17 protein-coding genes and 1 tRNA gene are annotated in these 18,577 nt (G+C 70.2%); 6 read left to right on the top strand and 12 right to left on the bottom strand.

Features of this window, described 5'->3' with window-relative positions:
• Positions 1-402: 402 nt before the first annotated feature.
• Positions 403-1,554: a trypsin-like serine peptidase gene (locus AC08OO_RS13435; RefSeq protein ID WP_476618564.1), complete on the top strand. Its 1,152-nt coding sequence runs from the start codon at positions 403-405 to the stop codon at positions 1,552-1,554.
• Between the two features lie 54 nt (positions 1,555-1,608).
• A complete protein-coding gene (locus tag AC08OO_RS13430; protein ID WP_011438283.1) occupies positions 1,609-2,070 on the top strand; it encodes a membrane protein in 462 nt (153 codons plus the stop codon).
• Between the two features lie 43 nt (positions 2,071-2,113).
• Here AC08OO_RS13430 and AC08OO_RS13425 read toward each other — a convergent pair whose 3' ends face one another.
• Positions 2,114-3,016 (bottom strand): alpha/beta fold hydrolase, encoded by a 903-nt coding sequence (locus AC08OO_RS13425; protein ID WP_476610835.1) that lies wholly within the window; start codon positions 3,014-3,016, stop codon positions 2,114-2,116.
• A 196-nt stretch (positions 3,017-3,212) separates the two neighbouring features.
• Here AC08OO_RS13425 and AC08OO_RS13420 point away from each other — a divergent pair, with 196 nt between their 5' ends.
• Together AC08OO_RS13420 and AC08OO_RS13415 are read left to right on the top strand one after the other, a co-directional pair.
• The gene (locus AC08OO_RS13420; protein ID WP_476618563.1) at positions 3,213-4,871 is read left to right on the top strand and encodes an MBOAT family O-acyltransferase; all 1,659 of its coding nucleotides are present in this window, start codon (positions 3,213-3,215) and stop codon (positions 4,869-4,871) included.
• Positions 4,872-5,056: 185 nt separating this feature from the next.
• Positions 5,057-6,106, top strand: a complete 1,050-nt coding sequence (locus AC08OO_RS13415; RefSeq protein ID WP_476618562.1) for a DUF459 domain-containing protein — start codon at positions 5,057-5,059, stop codon at positions 6,104-6,106.
• Positions 6,107-6,156: 50 nt separating this feature from the next.
• Here the strand turns inward: AC08OO_RS13415 and AC08OO_RS13410 are convergent, their stop codons facing one another.
• Positions 6,157-6,447 (bottom strand): hypothetical protein, encoded by a 291-nt coding sequence (locus AC08OO_RS13410; protein WP_476618561.1) that lies wholly within the window; start codon positions 6,445-6,447, stop codon positions 6,157-6,159.
• Between the two features lie 199 nt (positions 6,448-6,646).
• Between AC08OO_RS13410 and AC08OO_RS13405 the strand changes: the two genes are divergently transcribed.
• Both AC08OO_RS13405 and AC08OO_RS13400 read left to right on the top strand, forming a co-directional pair.
• Positions 6,647-6,874, top strand: a complete 228-nt coding sequence (locus AC08OO_RS13405) for a DUF4287 domain-containing protein (RefSeq protein ID WP_011438288.1) — start codon at positions 6,647-6,649, stop codon at positions 6,872-6,874.
• 232 nt (positions 6,875-7,106) lie between these two features.
• Positions 7,107-7,517: a PPOX class F420-dependent oxidoreductase gene (locus AC08OO_RS13400; RefSeq protein WP_476607997.1), complete on the top strand. Its 411-nt coding sequence runs from the start codon at positions 7,107-7,109 to the stop codon at positions 7,515-7,517.
• Positions 7,518-7,613: 96 nt separating this feature from the next.
• On the opposite strand, the gene AC08OO_RS13395 is transcribed toward AC08OO_RS13400, so the two are convergent.
• The 10 genes from AC08OO_RS13395 to AC08OO_RS13350 all read right to left on the bottom strand — a co-directional run bounded on the left by AC08OO_RS13395 (position 7,614) and on the right by AC08OO_RS13350 (position 18,222).
• Positions 7,614-8,372: a Bax inhibitor-1/YccA family protein gene (locus tag AC08OO_RS13395; RefSeq protein WP_476610831.1), complete on the bottom strand. Its 759-nt coding sequence runs from the start codon at positions 8,370-8,372 to the stop codon at positions 7,614-7,616.
• A 246-nt stretch (positions 8,373-8,618) separates the two neighbouring features.
• A tRNA-Leu gene (locus AC08OO_RS13390) sits at positions 8,619-8,693 on the bottom strand.
• 352 nt (positions 8,694-9,045) lie between these two features.
• Positions 9,046-10,539 (bottom strand): NAD(P)/FAD-dependent oxidoreductase, encoded by a 1,494-nt coding sequence (locus tag AC08OO_RS13385; protein WP_476618560.1) that lies wholly within the window; start codon positions 10,537-10,539, stop codon positions 9,046-9,048.
• Between the two features lie 221 nt (positions 10,540-10,760).
• Positions 10,761-11,558, bottom strand: a complete 798-nt coding sequence (locus AC08OO_RS13380; RefSeq protein WP_476618559.1) for a uracil-DNA glycosylase — start codon at positions 11,556-11,558, stop codon at positions 10,761-10,763.
• A 92-nt stretch (positions 11,559-11,650) separates the two neighbouring features.
• On the bottom strand, positions 11,651-12,733 hold the full coding sequence (locus AC08OO_RS13375) for a Ppx/GppA phosphatase family protein (RefSeq protein ID WP_476610828.1): 1,083 nt from the start codon (positions 12,731-12,733) through the stop codon (positions 11,651-11,653).
• A gap of 25 nt (positions 12,734-12,758) precedes the next feature.
• Positions 12,759-13,406 (bottom strand): DUF501 domain-containing protein, encoded by a 648-nt coding sequence (locus AC08OO_RS13370; protein ID WP_476610827.1) that lies wholly within the window; start codon positions 13,404-13,406, stop codon positions 12,759-12,761.
• A gap of 47 nt (positions 13,407-13,453) precedes the next feature.
• Positions 13,454-13,828: an FtsB family cell division protein gene (locus AC08OO_RS13365; RefSeq protein ID WP_476607892.1), complete on the bottom strand. Its 375-nt coding sequence runs from the start codon at positions 13,826-13,828 to the stop codon at positions 13,454-13,456.
• 4 nt (positions 13,829-13,832) lie between these two features.
• Positions 13,833-15,116: a phosphopyruvate hydratase gene (eno, locus tag AC08OO_RS13360; RefSeq protein WP_476610826.1), complete on the bottom strand. Its 1,284-nt coding sequence runs from the start codon at positions 15,114-15,116 to the stop codon at positions 13,833-13,835.
• Positions 15,117-15,508: 392 nt separating this feature from the next.
• Positions 15,509-17,521, bottom strand: coding sequence for a S49 family peptidase (locus AC08OO_RS13355; protein ID WP_476618558.1), 2,013 nt, complete (start codon positions 17,519-17,521; stop codon positions 15,509-15,511).
• Positions 17,522-17,778: 257 nt separating this feature from the next.
• Positions 17,779-18,222, bottom strand: coding sequence for a MerR family transcriptional regulator (locus AC08OO_RS13350; RefSeq protein WP_476609309.1), 444 nt, complete (start codon positions 18,220-18,222; stop codon positions 17,779-17,781).
• Positions 18,223-18,577 lie beyond the last annotated feature (355 nt).

Below are 18,577 nucleotides of genomic sequence, written 5' to 3'. Positions count from 1 at the left end.
GGAGTCCGGCCGCGGCAAGGCGGGGCGGCTCCTTGTAGAGCTGGGCGTGCGGAAACGACCAGAAGTTACCGATCGAGCCGGCAACCGCGACCTTGAGCTCGTACGGAGTGGCGCTGCCACGCCGCGCCACCTCCCCCAGGACCAGATACGACACCGGCGTCAGCGCGATTCCAGCCATGGTCTCGATGATATGGCTTGAATGATACGGGTTGAATGATACGGGTTTATAGGTACCGTCTCTTCCGGACTATCTAGCACCTAGCCGTCTTACCCCTACAGCCCTCTCCAACCGGCCCATGGAGAGGGGTCGACAAGGGCGGGAGGCGCGGCCCGCCGACCCACCCGTCCCACAACGCCCGCGAGCCGCCACAGAAGGCGACAGTACTGCTACTCTGCGCTGTCGTGACGTCACGGAGTGCAGACCAGGAGTCCGAGCGACGGGCGGACGCGGCACGCCTCCGCCCACTCCCGCCGGCGGATGTACCCGGCGCCACCCGGGCCCGCCCACGCCCGCCGGCGCGATCGAGGCTCACCGTCGCGATCCTGCTGACGGCGGGCGTCGCGCTGGCACCCGCGGCCCTTCCGGCCAGCCCCGCCCAGGCGGCGTCGGACACCGGGCGAGGGGGCGCGCCGATCGCCGCCACGTACCCGGGATCCACCGCGGGACAGCTCCTCTCGGCGCCGGGGGCGGTGACCCTCGCCGAGCAGCGCGAGGTCGAACGGTACTGGAGCGCGCAGCGGCGGGCCCGAGCCTTCGGGGCCCGCACGAACGACCATGCCGATGCCGCCCCCCTCAGTCCCGGGCCGGCCCCGCCTGCCGTCGGCGACTCCGAAACGGCCGCGAGCGACGCTCCCCCGCCCCCGAGCGCCGGAACGCCCTACACCCGGGGCGGGCTGGTGACCACGACCACCGGCCGGTTGTTCGCCACCATCGGCGGCAGTGACTACGCCTGCTCCGCGAGCGTCGTGTCCAGCCCCAGCCGTGACCTCGTGGTCACCGCGGGGCACTGCGTGCACGGCGGTAGCGGGGAACAGTTCGCGCGGAACGTCATCTTCATCCCCGGGTTCGACAACGGCGCGATGCCCTACGGCATCTGGACCGCCCGCCGGCTTACCGTGACGTCCGGGTGGGCCCGCCAGGGCGACTTCGACGTCGACACCGGCTTCGCCCTGTTCAACCCGTCCCCGTCCCGCGGCCGTCATCTCGAGGACACGGTCGGATCCCAGGGCATAGCCTTCGATCTTCCGGGGACGTATCCGCAGTACACCTTCGGCTACCCGCGGCTGCCCCCCTACGACGGCAGCCAACTCGTCTACTGCGCCGGCTCCGGCTTCGGCGACCCCTACGGCAGCCCGTCGATCGGCGTCGCCTGCCGCATGACGGCCGGCGCCAGCGGCGGGCCACTACTCACCGGCCTCGGCCGGCTCGGTTCCGGGCACGGCTGGGTCGACGGGGTGGTCAGCTACGCCTATGCCGGAGTCAACGACAAGCTGTACGGAACTCACTTCGGCGACGTGGTGAAGTCGCTCTACTATCAGTCCTACCGGCTCTAGCGGATCGCCGTCCCCGGGATACGGCCGACGGACGACGATCGATACCTTCTGCGCATGCCGCATTCGGGCAGCTTCGGGCTCCTCCTGACCGTGCACGTCGTTCTCGGGGTCTTCGTCATCGGTCCGCTGACACTGATCACCGTGGTCACCCCGCGCCTGCTGCGGTTGGGGGCCGGTGCCCTGCCGATCCTGCGCCTGTGCGTGCGGATGATCCGGGCTCTCGCGCTCGCCTCACTGCTCATCGTCGTGACGGGCCTCGGGCTGGTGCATCAGGGATCATTCGGCAGCGTGCGGTCGCTGGGCGACCCCTGGCTGTCGGGTGCCCTCGTGCTGTGGGTGGTGGCCACCGGGATCTCGCTGGGCATGATCGCGCCCGGGCTCGCCCACGCCGTCAAGGAGATCGACGCGGGCGGTGACACGCGTCGGCGTACCCTTCCAATCATGGGGGGTGTCGCCGTGAGCACCGCCTGCTGGATACTGATCATCGCTTTCATGGTCATCAAGCCCGGGACCTGACGCGGCCGGGCCACCGCGACGATCCGGGCGGGCGGGTCGGCGCTCAGCTCGCCTGCGCGAGCGTCCCGCGACGATCGACTTCCCCGCGATGCACGACATCGTCAAGCTTGTCCAGGATGCGACCCCAGACCTGGCGGGGAAGCTCATGCCCCATCCCGTCGATCTCCAGCAGCTCCGCGAGCGGGATCGCCGCGGCCGTCAACCGACCACCGAGGACCGGGACGAGCGGGTCCGCGTCACCGTGGACGACGAGGGTGGGGACCGGGAGCCGCGCGAGCCCGGGGGTGCGGTCGGGCGCCGCGAGCACGGCGGCGATCTGGCGCATGACCCCGACCGGGTTCGGGCGACGGCCCCATTGGATCTCGGCCCGCCGCCGCAGCCACGCCACGTCCGGCGCGAACAACGGCGAGCCCAGGACCTCCTGCGCCTCGTGCCCGGCGAGGACGAACTCCTCCAGGTCGGCCGGCGCCGGCCGCAGGAACAGCGCGATCGCCTCGGCGGTCGGCTGCACCCGGTGGTCACCCGGATGGGACATCATCGAGGTGAGGCTGCGCACCCGCTCGGGGTTCCCGAGGGCCACGATCTGGGCGATCATGCCACCCATCGAGCTGCCCATCAGGTGCGCCGACTCGATCCCGAGGGCGGCCAGCAGGCCGATCGCGTCCGCGGCCAGGTCATCGAGCCGGTAGGGGGCGAGGTCGAAGCGACCGCTCAGGATCGCCGCCAGGTCGGGCCGACCGAGCTGGTCGAGATGAGTGGACAGTCCCACGTCCCGGTTGTCGAAGATGATCGTTCGATAACCGCGACGACCGAGCGCGGCCAGCAGGTCCGGGTGCCAGCCGACGAGCGGCTGCCCGAGGCCGCCGATCAGGAGCAGCGGCAACCCGTCCTCGTCTCCGTGGATCTCGTAGGCGAGGTCGATGCCGTTGACTGAGACGATGCCCATGGTCGGAAGGTAGCCATCCCATGGCGCCGGCGCACGAGTTCCACCGGCAATCGGCCGGAGGTTACCCGAAAGGGCCAGGCGGATGCCGGCAGCGCGGCCGTCGAGCGGCGAACACCCCACCCATCAACTACTTTAGGCAGTCGCTCGACTTCCTAAAGCGATTATCCTGCTGGGCGACCCCACCGGACGGGCACACATGATCTTTCCGACGATCGAGTTTGCGGCGTTCCTTGTCGTGGTGCTGGCGATCTCCTGGCTGCTGATGCCCCGGCCGAGGCTGTGGAAGCCGTTCATCCTCGGGGCGTCGTATTTCTTCTACGGCTTCGCGGACGCACGCTTCGTGCTGCTGATCGTGGCCTCCACCTTGATCAACCAGGGTGCTGCCGTCGCGGTCCACCGCTGGCGCGACCGCCGCCTCCTCATCGCCGCGATCGTCTGCGACCTCGGCCTGCTCGGCTGGTTCAAGTACTACAGCTTCTTCGCCCTGTCGGTGGACCGCGCGCTGGCCGAGATCGGCCTCCCCACGGCGCTGCCCCTGCTCCAGGTGGCGCTGCCGATCGGGATCTCGTTCTTCACCTTCCAGGCGCTGTCCTACGTCATCGACGTCCATCGCGGCACCAGCACACCCGCGTCGCTGCTGGACTTCGCCGTGTACGAGGCGTTCTTCCCGCATCTGGTCGCCGGTCCCATCGTGCGTGCGCGCGAGTTCATCCCCCAGCTCGCCACGCCACGGGATCCGAACCAGGTCCAGGCCACCCGGGCCGTGTTCCTGATCGTGGGCGGCCTGGTCAAGAAGGTGGTGCTCGCCGATCTGATCGCCTCACGCCTCGTCGACCCCGTCTTCGACGCACCCGGCCAGCACTCGTCGCTGGAGATCGCCACGGCCGGCTACGGCTACGCCGTGCAGATCTACTGTGACTTCTCGGCGTACTCCGACATCGCGATCGGGATCGCCCTCCTGCTCGGCTTCCGCTTCCCGGACAACTTCGACCGTCCCTACGCGGCCGTCACCCTGCAGGACTTCTGGCGCCGCTGGCACATGACCCTGTCCCGATGGCTACGCGACTACGTCTACCTACCGCTCGGAGGGAACCGGAAGGGGAAGCGGCGCACCTACCTCAACATCATGATCACCATGACTCTGGGCGGTCTCTGGCACGGCGCCGCCTGGACGTTCGTCCTGTGGGGAGCGCTGCACGGCGGTGGGCTGGTGACCGAACGCCGGATCCGGGCCCGACGGGCGGACCGGATCCGGGCGACGGAACGGGCCCGAGCCACGGGACAGGAGCAGATCCCGGGACAGGCCGAATCGGCGGGGCTCTCCGCGATGCCGCTACCCCGGCCGGGATCGGAGAGCCCCGCACCGCTCCTTTCCACTGGCGGATCCGGCGCCGTTATTGGTCCCGGTCCCGCTGCCGGCTTCGGCATCGCCGGCAGTTCCGCGGGGACGCCGACCACCGCGAGCCACCAGACGATCATCGCCGCACAGGCCGCGCTTCCCGAAGCGGTCCCCAACCCGGTCCACGCCTGGGCCGGCCGGCTGGCCGTCTTCCACTTCGTGTGTGCCACCTGGGTCCTGTTCCGAGCGCCCGACCTGGCAACGGCACGCGAGCTCGTCGTCCGGCTGTTCACCGCGAGCGGACCGGCGCCGCTGGTCACTCCGACGGTCCTCGCCGCCATCGGGGTGGGACTGGCCACCGCAGCCGTCCCCCGCGTCTGGTGGATCCACGCGCAGGCCGCCTTCACCCGACTGCGCCTTGGCGCTCAGATCGCGCTGCTCACCCTGAGCATCATGATCATTTATGCGATCGTTGGCCCGCAGGACGTCGCGCCGTTCATCTACTTCCGCTTCTGAGTCACGCTCGCCTGCTCTCCCCAGCCCAACCCCGGTCCCGGAGCCTGAGTGTTACCCCGGCCGGGGTCGCCCAGGCCGGACGATACGAGCAACGGCGAGAGGGGCTTTGACTTAGAGTAATCGAATAGCAACGCCCGATCACATTCCGGGACATCTGTGACCTGCGTCAACGAAGCCGAGGGGCGATGACTGAGCGTGAAGATTCGGCGCCACCGGGACCCCCGGCGACCGCAGCCGCGGCAACCACCGGTGTCGTCCGGGTTCGGCAGGCCTTCCTACTGGTAGCCGTCACCCTGGGTCTGCTGGCGGTGCTCCGCGCCTCGGCGATGGTGCACGCGGGCGAGGGCATGCGCCCAGGACTCACCCGCACGCTCGTGCTGGGCGGGGCCCGGCCGATCGAACGGATCACCCGGACCGTCCATCTCGACGAACCGGACCGGTGGTTGTCACGCGCGTTCGGTCACGACGCCAAGTCCGGCGGAACCTTCTCCGAGCTGGCATCGGCGGCCAGCCGAGCTGAAGCCGAGCCCGATCGCCCCGGCACCCTCGGGCCGGGCGCCGCCGGTTCCCACCGCTCCCCGCTGCCACCGCGCCACCCGACCGCGGCCGATCCGCTGCGCGTCCTGGTCACCGGGGACTCGCTGACGGAATCACTCGGTCCGAGCATCATGAACAGTGCGCCCGCCACGATCCGGGCACAGACCGAGACGCGGTTCGGCACGGGCCTGGTGCGGCCCGACTTCTTCGACTGGGCCACCCATGCCCGGGCGCAGATCACGCAGCGCAACCCGGAGCTGGTGATCGTCGCCATGGGCGGGAACGACGGCCAGGGCATCACGCTTGCGGACGGAACCGTCCTGCCAGCCGGATCGGACGCGTGGACCGCCGAGTACCAACGGCGTGCCATCGTCGTGATGCGGATCTGGAGCGGCGACGGGGCCCGCCGAGTGCTGTGGCTCAGCCTCCCGCCGGCCCGGTCGGACCAGCTGAACGGCTACTTCCGCCGGCTGAACGAGGCGACCCTCGACGCCACGACCAGGGTGGTCGGAGCCCGATATCTCGATCTCACCCCGTGGTTGTCGAAGAACGGCGCATACAGCGACTACCTCACCGGCACGGACGGTAACACCGTCCTGGCCCGAGCCCGTGACGGCGTGCACCTGAGTCTCGACGGCGCGCGGATCGCCGCGGGACACGTTCTGGAGACCGTGCGCAGCACGTGGAACCTGCGGTGAACGACGACCGGACCGACCAACCGAACTGGACGATCAGACCGACCGAACGCTCAACGGGGGCGGAACCCGAAGCCCGCGCCGTCCAGATCCCGGCGAGCCTCCAGGACGGCGACCCGGGCTGCGGCCAGGACGTCGCGACCGGACGGCGCCGCCGCACCGGGCACCGAGATCGCGGCGACGAGCTCGTCGGCGAGGACCGCGAGCTGGTCGGTCAGGGCATGCGGCGCCAGCCGCGGCGGACGAGCGCCGGCCGGCGCTCCCGTGCCGGCCCGCTCGCCGAGCGACGCCAGTTCGTCGAGCAGCCGAACGGCCCGCTCCGCCCTGGTACCACCGGATTCCACCGGAACATCCCATGATGACCCGGACCAACACTGAAGGCGGTGCATCAGCAGGCCGACCTCACGGGTGAGATCACGGACCTCGTCGAACATCCGAGCAGGTTACCTGACGATGACGGGAACGGGTCTTGCTCTCTACTGTGGTATAGGGCACCCTCCAGACATGGTCCGTTGACGTCGGGTTTCACCTCAGGAGGCGCGCATGTCGCTGAACCGCTCCGCCCAGACCCACCAGATCCTCATCGAGCGGATACCGAAGGCAACCGGCCACGACGTGAACCACTGGCTCGATCGGCTCGACGACGGACCCGGCCTGCTCCGCTTCGCAGAGCGCGTCAACTGGCTGCGGGCCGAGCACGACCTGCCGCACTGCTATGCGGCGGCCCTGGTCCATGAGGCCGATCTGCGGCGGCGGGCGATCCGCGCGTAGACACTCGGCGGCCTCGGCCGCGCAGGTCCGGCCGCGCAGGTCCGGCCGCGCAGGTCCGGCCGCGCAGGTCCGGCCGCGCAGGCCCGGCCGCTCGGTGGGGCGTCGAGGTACGGCCCGGCTTCCCGCAGCTGTCCCCCGCCCCATGGCGCCGGGTACTCGGCGCCATGGGGCGGACACATGGTCCGCATCGTTGACGCGCCCGGTCGGCCACCGGACACATCACAATGACTGCATGAACCTCGACGCAGCCACTGAGTTCGTACGCGATCACCACCGGGCGGTGCTCAGCACCACCCGCCGGGATGGCACGCCCCAGATGTCACCGGTCACCGTCGGGGTGGACACCGACGGCCGTCTGCAGATCAGCAGCCGGCTCACCGCCTACAAGGTCCGCCACATCGAGCGGGATCCGACCGTACGGATCTGTGTGTTCCCCGATGAGTTCTTCGGGCCCTGGGTGCAGATCAACGGAACCGCCGAGATCGTCCGGCTACCGGCGGCGATGGACCTCCTGATCGCCTATTACCGAGACATCGCGGGTGAGCATCCCGACTGGGACGACTACCGGGCGGCGATGATCCGCGATCAGCGATGCATCATCCAGATCACTGCCCGGTCGGCGGGGCCGGACGTCTCGGGCTGAGGAGCAGGCTTGAGGACACCTGCCACGCGCGCGCCCTGACCCTGCGCGCCCTGACTTGATCATCGGCAGGACCCGGCCCCACGACGGACCCGCGCGCTACTGCCGCAGCTTGGAGAGCAGGCGCAGCGTCTCCAGGTAGACCCAGACGAAGCCGATCAGCAGGCCGAATCCCGCCCGCCACGCCTCGGAACGCGGCGCATGGGACGCGATCGCCCGCTCGATGTAGTCGAAGTCGAGGATGAACTGCAGGCTCGCGACGCCGAGCACAAGCAGGCTGAACAGGATGCCGAGCGGCGTCGCATCGTTGATCACCGGCAGGTGACTTCCGCTGGTGGCCCTGATCACGAGGTCGGTCAGGCCGAGGAGCACGACCCCGAGGAGCGTGCCGAATACGATACGGGCCATCCGGGGGGTGGCCCGTAGCCGACCACTACGGTAGGCGACCAGCATCGCGACAAAGATCAGACCGGTCCCGAGCAGGGCCTGCGGGATGATGCCGTTGAAGGCGTTCTCGTAGTAGCGCGAGACCGCCCCGACCGCCACCCCTTCGATCAGGGCGAAGGCGATGATGAGCGGCGGACTGATCAGGTTGCGAAACGAGACGAACAGGCTGATCGCCAGGGCGACGAGGCCGGCCCCCAGCGCGATGCCGGGCGAGTCCGGCGCGAGGGCCCAGCCGACCGCGCCACCGACCGCCAGCAGCGCGAACAGCCCCAGCGTGTGCACGACGACGTCGTCGATCGTGAGGGTGGTGGGCTGGCGGTAGTGGCTCGCCAACTCCTCGGGGGTCGGCGTGGGAGGAGACGCGAACCCACCGCGACGGAACGCGGGGTTCGAGGAACGAAGGTCGGCCATGGAGCCGGCTCCTCTCGGTCGCCTCCGGGGAGGCATCACCCTCGGTGACTACAGCCTACGTCACCGTCTGGAACGTTCCTTGGGATACGGGAGTTCCCGGCGCACCGGGACACGGTGGACGGCGACCGACAAGGCATCGCGACGCACGTCCACGCGCGCATCCTCGCAGCATCCCACAGCGACGAAGCCTTCCCCTCCTCGGCCGCGGTTCATCGGTCAGATGCCCGGACGACCGAGAAAGGATTGTGCCGGTGGTCGGAGTCGAACCGACACTCGAGCTGTTTTTAGGACAGCCTCCTCTACCAGTTGGGATACACCGGCTCGTCTACATCGCTGATGTTTCTACCACGCTACGTAGGGTCTGGGAATAACACATGCGGAAAAAGTGGTCCGGAGATGGCGGTACGACCGAAAGCGTGACTCATCGTGACGAGGATGCCAACTGTTCGCCATCCCCTTCGATCAGTGGACAGCTCAGATCGCTAAAAGGCGGGTCCACCGTCGGGTTTGGTCCTGACGGCCAGAGCGGAGACGCGGGAAAAACACCCCCACCTAAGTGCCGTGAAGCCACGAGGGCCGGTGAACCATCGCAACCGGGCGACGATTCACCGGCCCGCGGGCTCCCGGCGTCCCTACCGTCACACGCCGGCCACGGTGCCGCCGGGCGTTCAGTTCACGTGCCGCGCGGACCGGGCGTCCGGCTCCGGCCGCGGGAGATCCTGCCGGTCGGTGCGGCCCGGACGACATCCTCACCCGGGGACGCGTCCTCACCGCCCTCGGCATCGCCGGGCGAGTCGGCGGCGACGGCGGACGCGGGGGCGCCGGACGCGGGGGCGAGAGTGGTCCCGCTCCGCCCGGTCGTCGTGGCCGGAGTGCCGGGCGTGCCTGGGGAGATGGCCGCGGCGAACGCGGGCGGCATCGCCGCCCGGCGGAACTCGGCCCGGGGATCGGCGAAGGATCCGAGCGAGACGATCTCGCGGCGGAAGAACAGTGCCAACGACCAGTCCGCGACCACCCTGGTCTTGCGGTTGAGGGTGGGAACCCTGCTCAGGTGGTACGTCCGGTGCATGAACCAGGCGGGCCAGCCGCGCAGCTTGACCCCGTAGACCTCGGCGACACCCTTGTGCAGGCCCAGGGACGCCACGCTGCCGGCATAGCTGTGCGCGTAAGGTTCGAGGGGCTCATCGCGCAGCTCGGCGAGGATGTTGAGGGCCAGCCGGCGGGCCTGGCGGACGGCGTGCTGGGCCGAGGGACCGGTCGTGACATCCTCGCCCCTGGTCAGGTCGGGCACGGCCGCGCAGTCACCCGCGGCCCACGCGTCACCCACCCCGTCGACCTGCAGGAAGACGGTCGCACGCACCCGGCCTTGATCGTCCAAGGGCAGATCCGTGTCGGCCAGCATCGGGTTCGCCCGCACCCCGGCCGTCCACACGATGGTGCCCGCGTCGAACTCCTCACCGTTATTCAGCACAACCCGCCCACCGACCAGGCTCTCGACCCGCGTGTTCAACCTGACGTCGATGCCCCGGTGCTCGAGCTGCCGGAGGGTATAAAGCCCCATTCCGGGTGAAACCTCGGGAAGAATACGGCCGGCGGCTTCAACGAGGACCCACCGCATATCCGTCGGTTCCAGATCAGGATAGAAAGAACACGCATCGCGGGCCATGTCCTCCAACTCGGCAAGAGCCTCTATTCCGGCATACCCTCCGCCGATGAAGAGAAAGGTCAGCGCCCGGCGCCGGACCGCGGGATCGGTCACCGAGGCGGCCGCGTCCAACCGGCTGATGACCTGATTACGGAGATAAATGGCCTCGGCCGCGCTCTTGAAGCCGATGCCCTGCTCCGCGAGACCTGGGATTGGCAGGGTTCGCGCCACCGATCCCGGACACATCACCAAGATGTCGTACTTAAGATCAAATTTCTCGCCAAGGGATGGTTGGATCACGGCGGTCCGTGTCCCATGCGACACCTGAAGCGCGCTTCCGCTGACAACCCGACAACCCTTCAGCACCTTACGTAGTGGTACCACCACGTGCCGTGGCTCAAGGTTGCCGGCCGCCGCTTCCGGGAGGAAAGGCTGATAGGTCATGTACGAGTTGGGCTCGACGACTGTGACCAATGCCTCGTCCTGGCGCAGCTTCCGCCGCAGCCGCAGGGCCGTGTACATGCCGACGTATCCTCCGCCGACGATGAGGATGTGCGGTGGTTGCCCGTAGCCCATGGCAAAAACGTACCCACGAGGGCCGTGTTACACCCTGGTCCCGGGCTGGCCGCCCAGCTTTTTCGTGACGCAGGACACGAATACCGGCGGTCTTCGGCCCGTGGTGCCGATGCGTGTGGACCGTGTTCCGGCTCACCTTCTGTGTCGACGGCCACAAGGACAAAGACTTACCCGGCCCGCTCAACCACTTCCGCGAGCTCCGCCGCCGTGCCAAAAATCGTGTCAAGCATCACTTCGGTGACCCGACCGGTGAAGGTGTTCTGCTGGCTTGGGTGATAGCAACCAACGACCGACACCCCGGATACGGGAAGTTCGACCCGCACGCCGTGCCCGAACGACACCCGGCGCGGAGGAACCGGGAATCCGGCCTGGACCAGGGCGGGCCACAGGGCGGACCAGGCGAATCCACCGAGGACGACGATGACCCGCAGGGCGGACCGGACAAGCTCCAGGTCACGCACCAACCAGGGCCGACAGGTGTCACGCTCCGTAGTGGTCGGCTTGTTCGCGGGCGGAGCGCAACGGACGACGGCGACGATGCGCGTGGCCGTCAGACGCTGACCGTCCCCGGCGGACACCGAGGTCGGCAGCGCCGCCAGCCCGACGCGGTGCAACGAGGCGAACAGCCAGTCGCCGCTGCGGTCCCCGGTGAAGATGCGTCCGGTGCGGTTCCCTCCGTGGGCCGCGGGCGCCAGACCGATGACGAGGATCCGGGCGTCGCCCGGGCCGAACGAGGGCACCGGACGCCCCCAGTAGGCCTGTTCGGCGAAGGCCGCCCGCCGCACCACCGCGACTTCTTCCCGCCAGGTGACCAGGCGCGGGCAGGCCCGGCAGACGGACATCCGGGCATCGAGCTCCCGGGTGCCCGTCGCGTCGGCGGCCAACGCGCGGACCTCGGCCGGCGTGGCTGCGACCGGCGTGTCGGCGGCGGCGAGGTCCCCCGGCCAACCGCTTCCCGGCCGCACCGGACCCCCTGACCGCACCGGACCCCCTGACCGCACCGGGTCACCCGTCCCGTCCGTCACCCCCGCCCCACCGGTCCTCCTACAGCCGGTCCTCATACCGACGGGCCGGCGGTGACGGGCGGCGCCGCCCGCTCGGGCCCGGTGGCCGGGGCGCCCGGCGCGGCGGCCAGGGCCAGCGCTATCCCATCGAGGATGTCGCGTTCGCTTGCCACCACCGCCGCGGCGCCCGTTCGCTCGACCAGGGTGCGCAGCACGAGCGCGCCGGCGGCGATGACGTCCACCCGACCCGGGTGCATCACCGGCAGGGCCGCGCGCTGGTCGTGCGTCATCCTCAGCAGCCGGTCCGTGACCTGCGCGACCTGCTCCGCCGTCGTCACGGACAGGTGGATGCGGGTCGGGTCGTACTCGGGGAGATCAGCCGCGAGGGCGGCGACCGTGGTGACGGTCCCCGCGACGCCGACCAGCGTCGCCGCCTCGGTCAGGGGCACGGTACGGGCGGCGAGGTCGAGTGCCGCGTGCACGTCGGCGACGATCGCCGCGGCCTGCGCGCCGGTCGGCGGATCATCGTGCAGGTGCCGCTCCGCCAGCCGCACGCATCCGACGTTCACCGAACGGGCGGCCCGCACCCCGCTCACGTCCCCGAGGACGAGTTCGGTCGAGCCGCCGCCGATGTCGGCGAGCAGGATCGGCGTGGCGACCGGGTCGGATCCCGCCGCGCCCGGCCCCGTCGGCGCGCCCTCGACCGAACCGGCAGACGAACTGGCGTCAGACGAACCGGCGTCAAACGAACCGGCTCGGCCGACGAGGTCACCGATGGCGCCGCCGAAGGACAGGGCCGCCTCCTCGTTCCCGCTGATCACCTCGGGGTCCACACCGAGGATCGCGCGGACCCCGGCGACGAGCTCATGGCGGTTGCGCGCGTCGCGGGTCGCGCTCGTGGCGACCATCCGCACCCGTGAGGCTCCCAGCCGCTCGATCTGCTCGGCATAGTCCCGCAGCGCGGTGAAGGTGCGGGCGAGCGCCTCCGGCGCGAGCTCACCAGTCCGGTCGACCCCGGCCCCCAGCCGGACGATCTCCATCTGGCGGGTCAGCTCGTGCAGGGCCGATCCATCGACGTCCGCCACCAGCAGACGGATCGAGTTGGTTCCACAGTCGATCGCGGCGACCCGACTCACGGTCTCTCCTCCCCGGTCAAATCTCCTATCGGATCCCCCGTCGGGTCCCCTGTCGAACGACTGCCGGTCGGTCCGTCGCCCGCCGCCCCGCCGCGCCCGGGGCGGGTCCGGGCGCCTCGGCCTCGTCAACGCCCGGACATCGGCCACCGGCCACGCACGGCCCCCGCCGACCCCAGTCGGGAACAGCCGCAAGGGCCTCGTCACCGAACGGATTGACTCCCGGACCCACGGCGAGACTGTGCGCTACGAGGACGTGCAGGCACTTGACCCGATCGGGCATGCCACCCGCGCTCGGGGCGGCGGGCAGCACCTCGTGCGCGTCGCGCCGGGCGAGGTAGTCCCGGTGGGCGACGGCGTAGGCGGCGGCGAGCCGCGGATCCTCCGTCAGCCGGGCTGTCATCTCGCGCATCACCCCGGCCCCCTCCAGCCGCGAGATCACCGACGCAGCCCGGGGGCAGGTGAGGTAGTACAGGGTCGGGAAGGGGGTGCCGCCGGCAAGCCGCGGTGCGGTCTCGACCACGTCGGGAAGACCGCACGAGCAGCGATGGGCCACCGCAAGGACGGCTCGCGGCTCGCGGGAGAGCTGACGGCGCACGATCTCGAGATCCTCGGCCGTCACCGCCGGTGCCATACTCGCCCCCTCGCCGTCATCACCGTCATCACCGTCCGCCAAGCCCGTTCCTTCGCCGCACCGGGGTCGGGGCTCCCGCCCCGTGACCGCTACGGCGTCGAGATCTCCGACCAGAGTCGGGCATACCAGGCCGAACCCCCGGACGACCCGCCGCGGGTCTCGTCGCCGTCCTTGGTGGGTGCCGGTTTGATCGGCATCAGGTACGCCCGCTCACCGGGCTTGACGTAATGCAGCCGACGGCGCGCCTCGTCCTCGACCCAGGCCTGGTCGTCGTAGCGCTCGACCGTCGCCCGCAGCTCGTTGACCCTCGCCTGGGCCTGCGCGTTGGTCCGGCTCAGCTCGGAGAGCTTGGCCTGCTGCTGCAGGTACAGCCGCAGCGGATAGGCGAGGGTCAGGACCAGCACGCAGATCACGACGGCGAGCAGGGTCGCCCTCGTGGTCAGCGCGGCGTTCCGCGGCGGCATGGGATCAGCCGGCTTGCCTGCGGCGGGGGAACGCGGCGGCGCCCGCGTACCGGGCCGCGTCGTCGAGTTCCTCCTCGATACGCAGCAACTGATTGTACTTCGCGACCCGCTCCGAGCGCGCCGGGGCGCCGGTCTTGATCTGACCGCAGTCGACCGCGACGGCGAGGTCGGCGATGGTGGTGTCCTCGGTCTCGCCGGACCGGTGGGACATCATTGCCCGGTAGCCGCTACGGTGGGCCAGGTTCACCGCGTCGAGCGTCTCGGTCAGCGTGCCGATCTGGTTCACCTTCACCAGCAGGGCGTTTGCGGCCTTCAAGGCGATCCCGTAGGCCAGCCGCTCCGGGTTGGTCACGAACAGGTCGTCCCCGACGAGCTGCACCTTGCCACCGAGCCGCTCGGTGAGCGCCACCCAGCCATCCCAGTCATCCTCGGCCAGCGGGTCCTCGATGGAAACGATCGGGTAGGCGGAGACGAGCTCGGAATAGTAGTCGCTCAGATACTCTGCGCTACGTGAGTTGCCCTCGAAGGTGTACGACCCGTCCGCATAGAACTCGGTGGAGGCGACGTCCAACGCCAGGGCGATGTCCGTCCCCAGGGCGAAGCCGGCCTTGTCGATCCCCTCGGCGATGAGGTCGAGAGCCTCCCGGTTGGTGGGCAGGCTCGGCGCGAAGCCGCCCTCGTCGCCCACACCGGTCGCCAGGCCCCGCGCCTTCAGCACGCTCTTGAGCGCGTGATAAACTTCCGCACCCCAGCGCAGCGACTCGGCGAAGGTGCTCGCGCCGATCGGAGCAATCATGAACTCCTGAATGTCGACGTTGGTGTCGGCGTGCGCACCACCGTTGAGGATGTTCATCATCGGCACCGGGAGCAGGTGCGCGGTCGGACCTCCCAGGTACCGGAACAGCGGCAGGCCGCTCGACGACGCCGCCGCCTTGGCCACCGCCAGGCTGACCCCGAGCAGGGCGTTGGCGCCGAGGGCCGACTTGCCCGGGGTACCGTCGAGGTCGATGAGCGTCGCGTCGAGAAGACGCTGCTCGGTGGCCTCCAACTCCATGATCGCCGGACCGATCCGGTCGATCACCGCGGCCACGGCCTTGGTCACGCCCTTGCCGCCGTAGCGGTTGTCCCCGTCGCGCAGCTCGACGGCCTCGAAGGCACCGGTGCTCGCCCCGCTGGGCACCGCGGCGCGGCCCAGCGTGCCGTCCTCCAGGACGACCTCGACCTCGACGGTGGGGTTACCGCGCGAGTCAAGGATCTCGCGGGCTCCGACGGCCTCGATAGACGGCACGGCTTCGACCTCCGGTATGCGCTCTGACACGGAACGATGACGCGGTGGCAGCAGCGGACCGCCACAGGCCGGTGACCGAAAGCCACCACGCCGCGGCAGGCCACCGGGGCAGACCCTGATGGCCTGCCGCGGATCGTGGCGCGGGACGAGCGGTGCCGTCCGGACGAAACCGGTCGCTGCGAGACTACCGTCGCCCCACGGCGACGCGACGCCGGTCCCGGCCCGGCGCGGCGCGTCCATTCACCCGCGGCGGGTCCGTTTACCGGCCACCCGACGGTCATTATCACCACCTGCCTGGCCGTCGGGCACCCGGGCGTCGATCCTCCCGCGGACGGCGGTGTCACGCATCCCACAGGCCGGCGAGTTCGTTGTGGGCCACCGGTGCGGACCGGCTAACCGATCCGCCCGATCGGCGGCATGACCAGCGGACCGGCCGAGGGCAGACCAAGCCGCGCCGCCAGCGGTGCCAGCGCCCCCCAACCCGGGACGAAGCCGGCACCGGGACCAGCGCCGAGCAGGCCCAGGGCGGACCCGGCCACCGACCCGGCCACCGACGCGGCGGCCCCGCGGTCCTCGCTGGACTTCGGCGACCGGACCCGTTCCAGCACCGACGGCTTGGGCGTCAGCCGCACCCGCGGAGTCTCACCGGCCGGCAGACCGGCGCGCGACCAGGCGAGTTCGATCGCCTGTGCCAACCCGCCGAGGACGTCCACCAAGCCGTGCGCATGGGCGTCCGCGCCGGTCCACACCCGGCCGCGGGCCAGCTGGTGCGCCTGGTCCCGGGACAGCCCGCGAGCGACCGCCACCTTGTCAACGAAGTCGGCGTAGACCCGGTCCAGGAACTCCTCCAGTTTCTCCCGCTCCCCCGGGGTGAAGGGCCGCCGCGGCGACATCATCAGCGCATGCTCGCCCTCCGCGACGGCACCGAAGCCCACTCCCACCTTGTCGAGCAGTCCGCTGATCACCTGCTTGCCGGCGAACACCCCGATCGAGCCGGTCAGCGTGCCGGGGTTCGCCACGATCGCATCGGATGCCAGGGCGACGAAGTAGCCACCAGAGGCCGCCACGTCACCCATCGAGACGATCAGCGGCCGGCCGCTGGCCCGGAACCGCTCGGCCTCCCGGCGGACCAGGTCGGATGCGACGTAGGAACCCCCAGGGCTGCTCACCCGGAACACCGCCGCCGCCACCGCGGGATCACGCGCGGCGGAACGGAAGGCCGCCGCGGTGGCCTCCGCGGCGAGCACCGGCCCGGAGAACGGACCCGGGGCACCGTGTCCGAGGACGACCGGCCCGGTCCCGTGGATGAGCGCGATGACCGACTTCTTCGGGTCGCGATGCGGCGCCGTCACGGAGGGGGCCAGCGCACTCGTCCCGATGCCCGCGGCCTCGTCCGGGTGGAGGTGGGCCTCCCCGGCGCCGTCGGGACGGGAGCCGTCCCGATCATCGGGAACCTCGCGGAAGAAGAAAGCCGCCGGACCGCCAGCCGCCAGCGCCGCCACGCGAAGCGCCGGGAACTTCTCCCGCCGCTCGGCGGACCGCCGGTAGGCGGAGGCGTACATCAAAACCGGCTCCGCGCCGGACCCGCGGCGCGCATCCTCCCGGCCCGCGCCCTCCCCGTCACCCCCGAATCCGGCCGACGGCCCCCGCGTCACCCGTTCCCGTGCCGCCGCGTACACCTCGTCGCGGTAGCCGAGACGGTCGACGAGACCGGTGTCGAGCGCGACGGACCCGGCCAGCGGTCCGAGATCGATCAGACGCCGAACCCGGTCGGTGGACAGCCCGCGTCCCTCGGCGATGCCGGCCACGATCTGGTCAGAGCTGGACTCGATGATCCGGCTGACCGCCTCCAGGTGCGCCGGGGTGAAGTCCCGCTCCACCAGCGTGTTGACGGCGTTCTTGTACTCGTACCGCTGGCCGATCTCGACGGAGATACCGAGCCGGTCGAGCGCTCCCCGCAGGAACGGCGCCTCCATCCCGAGACCGGTCAGGCCGCAGTCACCGGGCGGGGCGAGCCAGATTTCGTCGAACGCGCAGGCCAGATAGTAGGGCGCCGTGCCGCCTCCGAACTCCCCGAAGGTGTCCGCGTAGGCGATGGCGGTGCCACCGGCCGCACGGAACGCGGCGATCGCGGCGCGAATCTCCTGGATACGTGCCAGCGGCATCCCGCAGGCGGCGATGTGCGCGACCACGATGGACACCCGGGGATCCTCGGTCGCGTACCGTAGGCCTTCGATGACATCTCGCAGGGTCGTCCGACGCCGGGCGAGCGCCAGGGTGATCGGGTCGGTGGGGACGCCTTCGATCGGGTCAACCGTCAGATCGAGTTCAAGGACGATCGGAGCCGTCCGCCGCGCCGCGATCTGGCGGACGTCGGCCAGCGCCTTACGTGGGATGGCAGCCATGCCCTCAGAGGCTAGCCTTCCCCCGCACGGCGCCTTCGGCGCAGTGCGGGGACCCCTGGCATCAGGCACCGTACGGGCTCTCCGTCACCTCGCCTTCGGCGAACCTCCTGGGACAACCCCCAAAGAACCCACGGCGCCTTCGGCGCGGTGCGGGGACCCCTGGCGTTGCCGAAAAATGACTTCAAGTTTTGATCTTGGTCTTGCCGGTGCGATGCGCGAGGCCCGCCGCGGTGGGTGCGGTGATCGGTGTCCGCGGATCAGACGGTTCCCCCCGACCGTTTCGCGTCGTCGTGCAGCCCGCCGACGAACGACTCCGCGACGCTGACCTGCTCCCGAAGCGTGGAGAGTTTTTCCTCCGCGAGTACCACCCAGGTGCCAAGCCGCTCCTGGAGCTCGGCCCGGACGCCCGCGGCGAGGTCGGGCTCGGCGAGCTCATCACGAAGGGCCAGCAGCGACCGTATCTCCTCCAGGGTGAACCCCAACGGTTTCATCTTCTTGATGAGGAGCAGCCGCTCGATGGCGTCGTCGTCGTAGAGACGAAATCCCCCTACGGTCCGGCCTGCCGGCGCGAGGAGCCCCGACTCCTCATAGTAGCGGACTGTTCGCAGGGAGAGGCTGACCCGCTCCGCAACGTCCCCGATCTGGTAAACGTCGCCACGGGTCGTGTTCGATCCCGAAACACCACGGCGCTTGGTGGACAACTCGGCCCTTACGTTAGGGTAGATATTGGACGACCGGACCGGACGATTTTGGGCAACCGGACCGGACGTCAGGCAGTCGACTGTACGTCGCTCGGCGATGTGGCGCCCCCTTCGCCGAAGCGGCCGAGACGGGGGAGTGCGGGGCGCCCGAGCGTGCCGTCCGTCGTCCGGTACCGACCGGACCGCGTTACCAGAAACGTGAGATGCGCCACATCGGAACCGTCGCGTTCACCGATGCGGCCCTGCGGCCGTGTCCACGGCGTCCACCCGGCCGGCCCCGCGTTCGTATGGACGCGCACGTTACTGCGGCCCCGACGAACATGGCGCCGGTCCGAACGGGAGGAGGGTGGGTTGC

It is taken from the genome of Frankia sp. CeCAU1 (assembly GCF_977971845.1).
The sequence above is the reverse complement of the archived record's forward strand: the minus strand, read 5'-3'. Positions and strand labels throughout refer to the sequence as shown.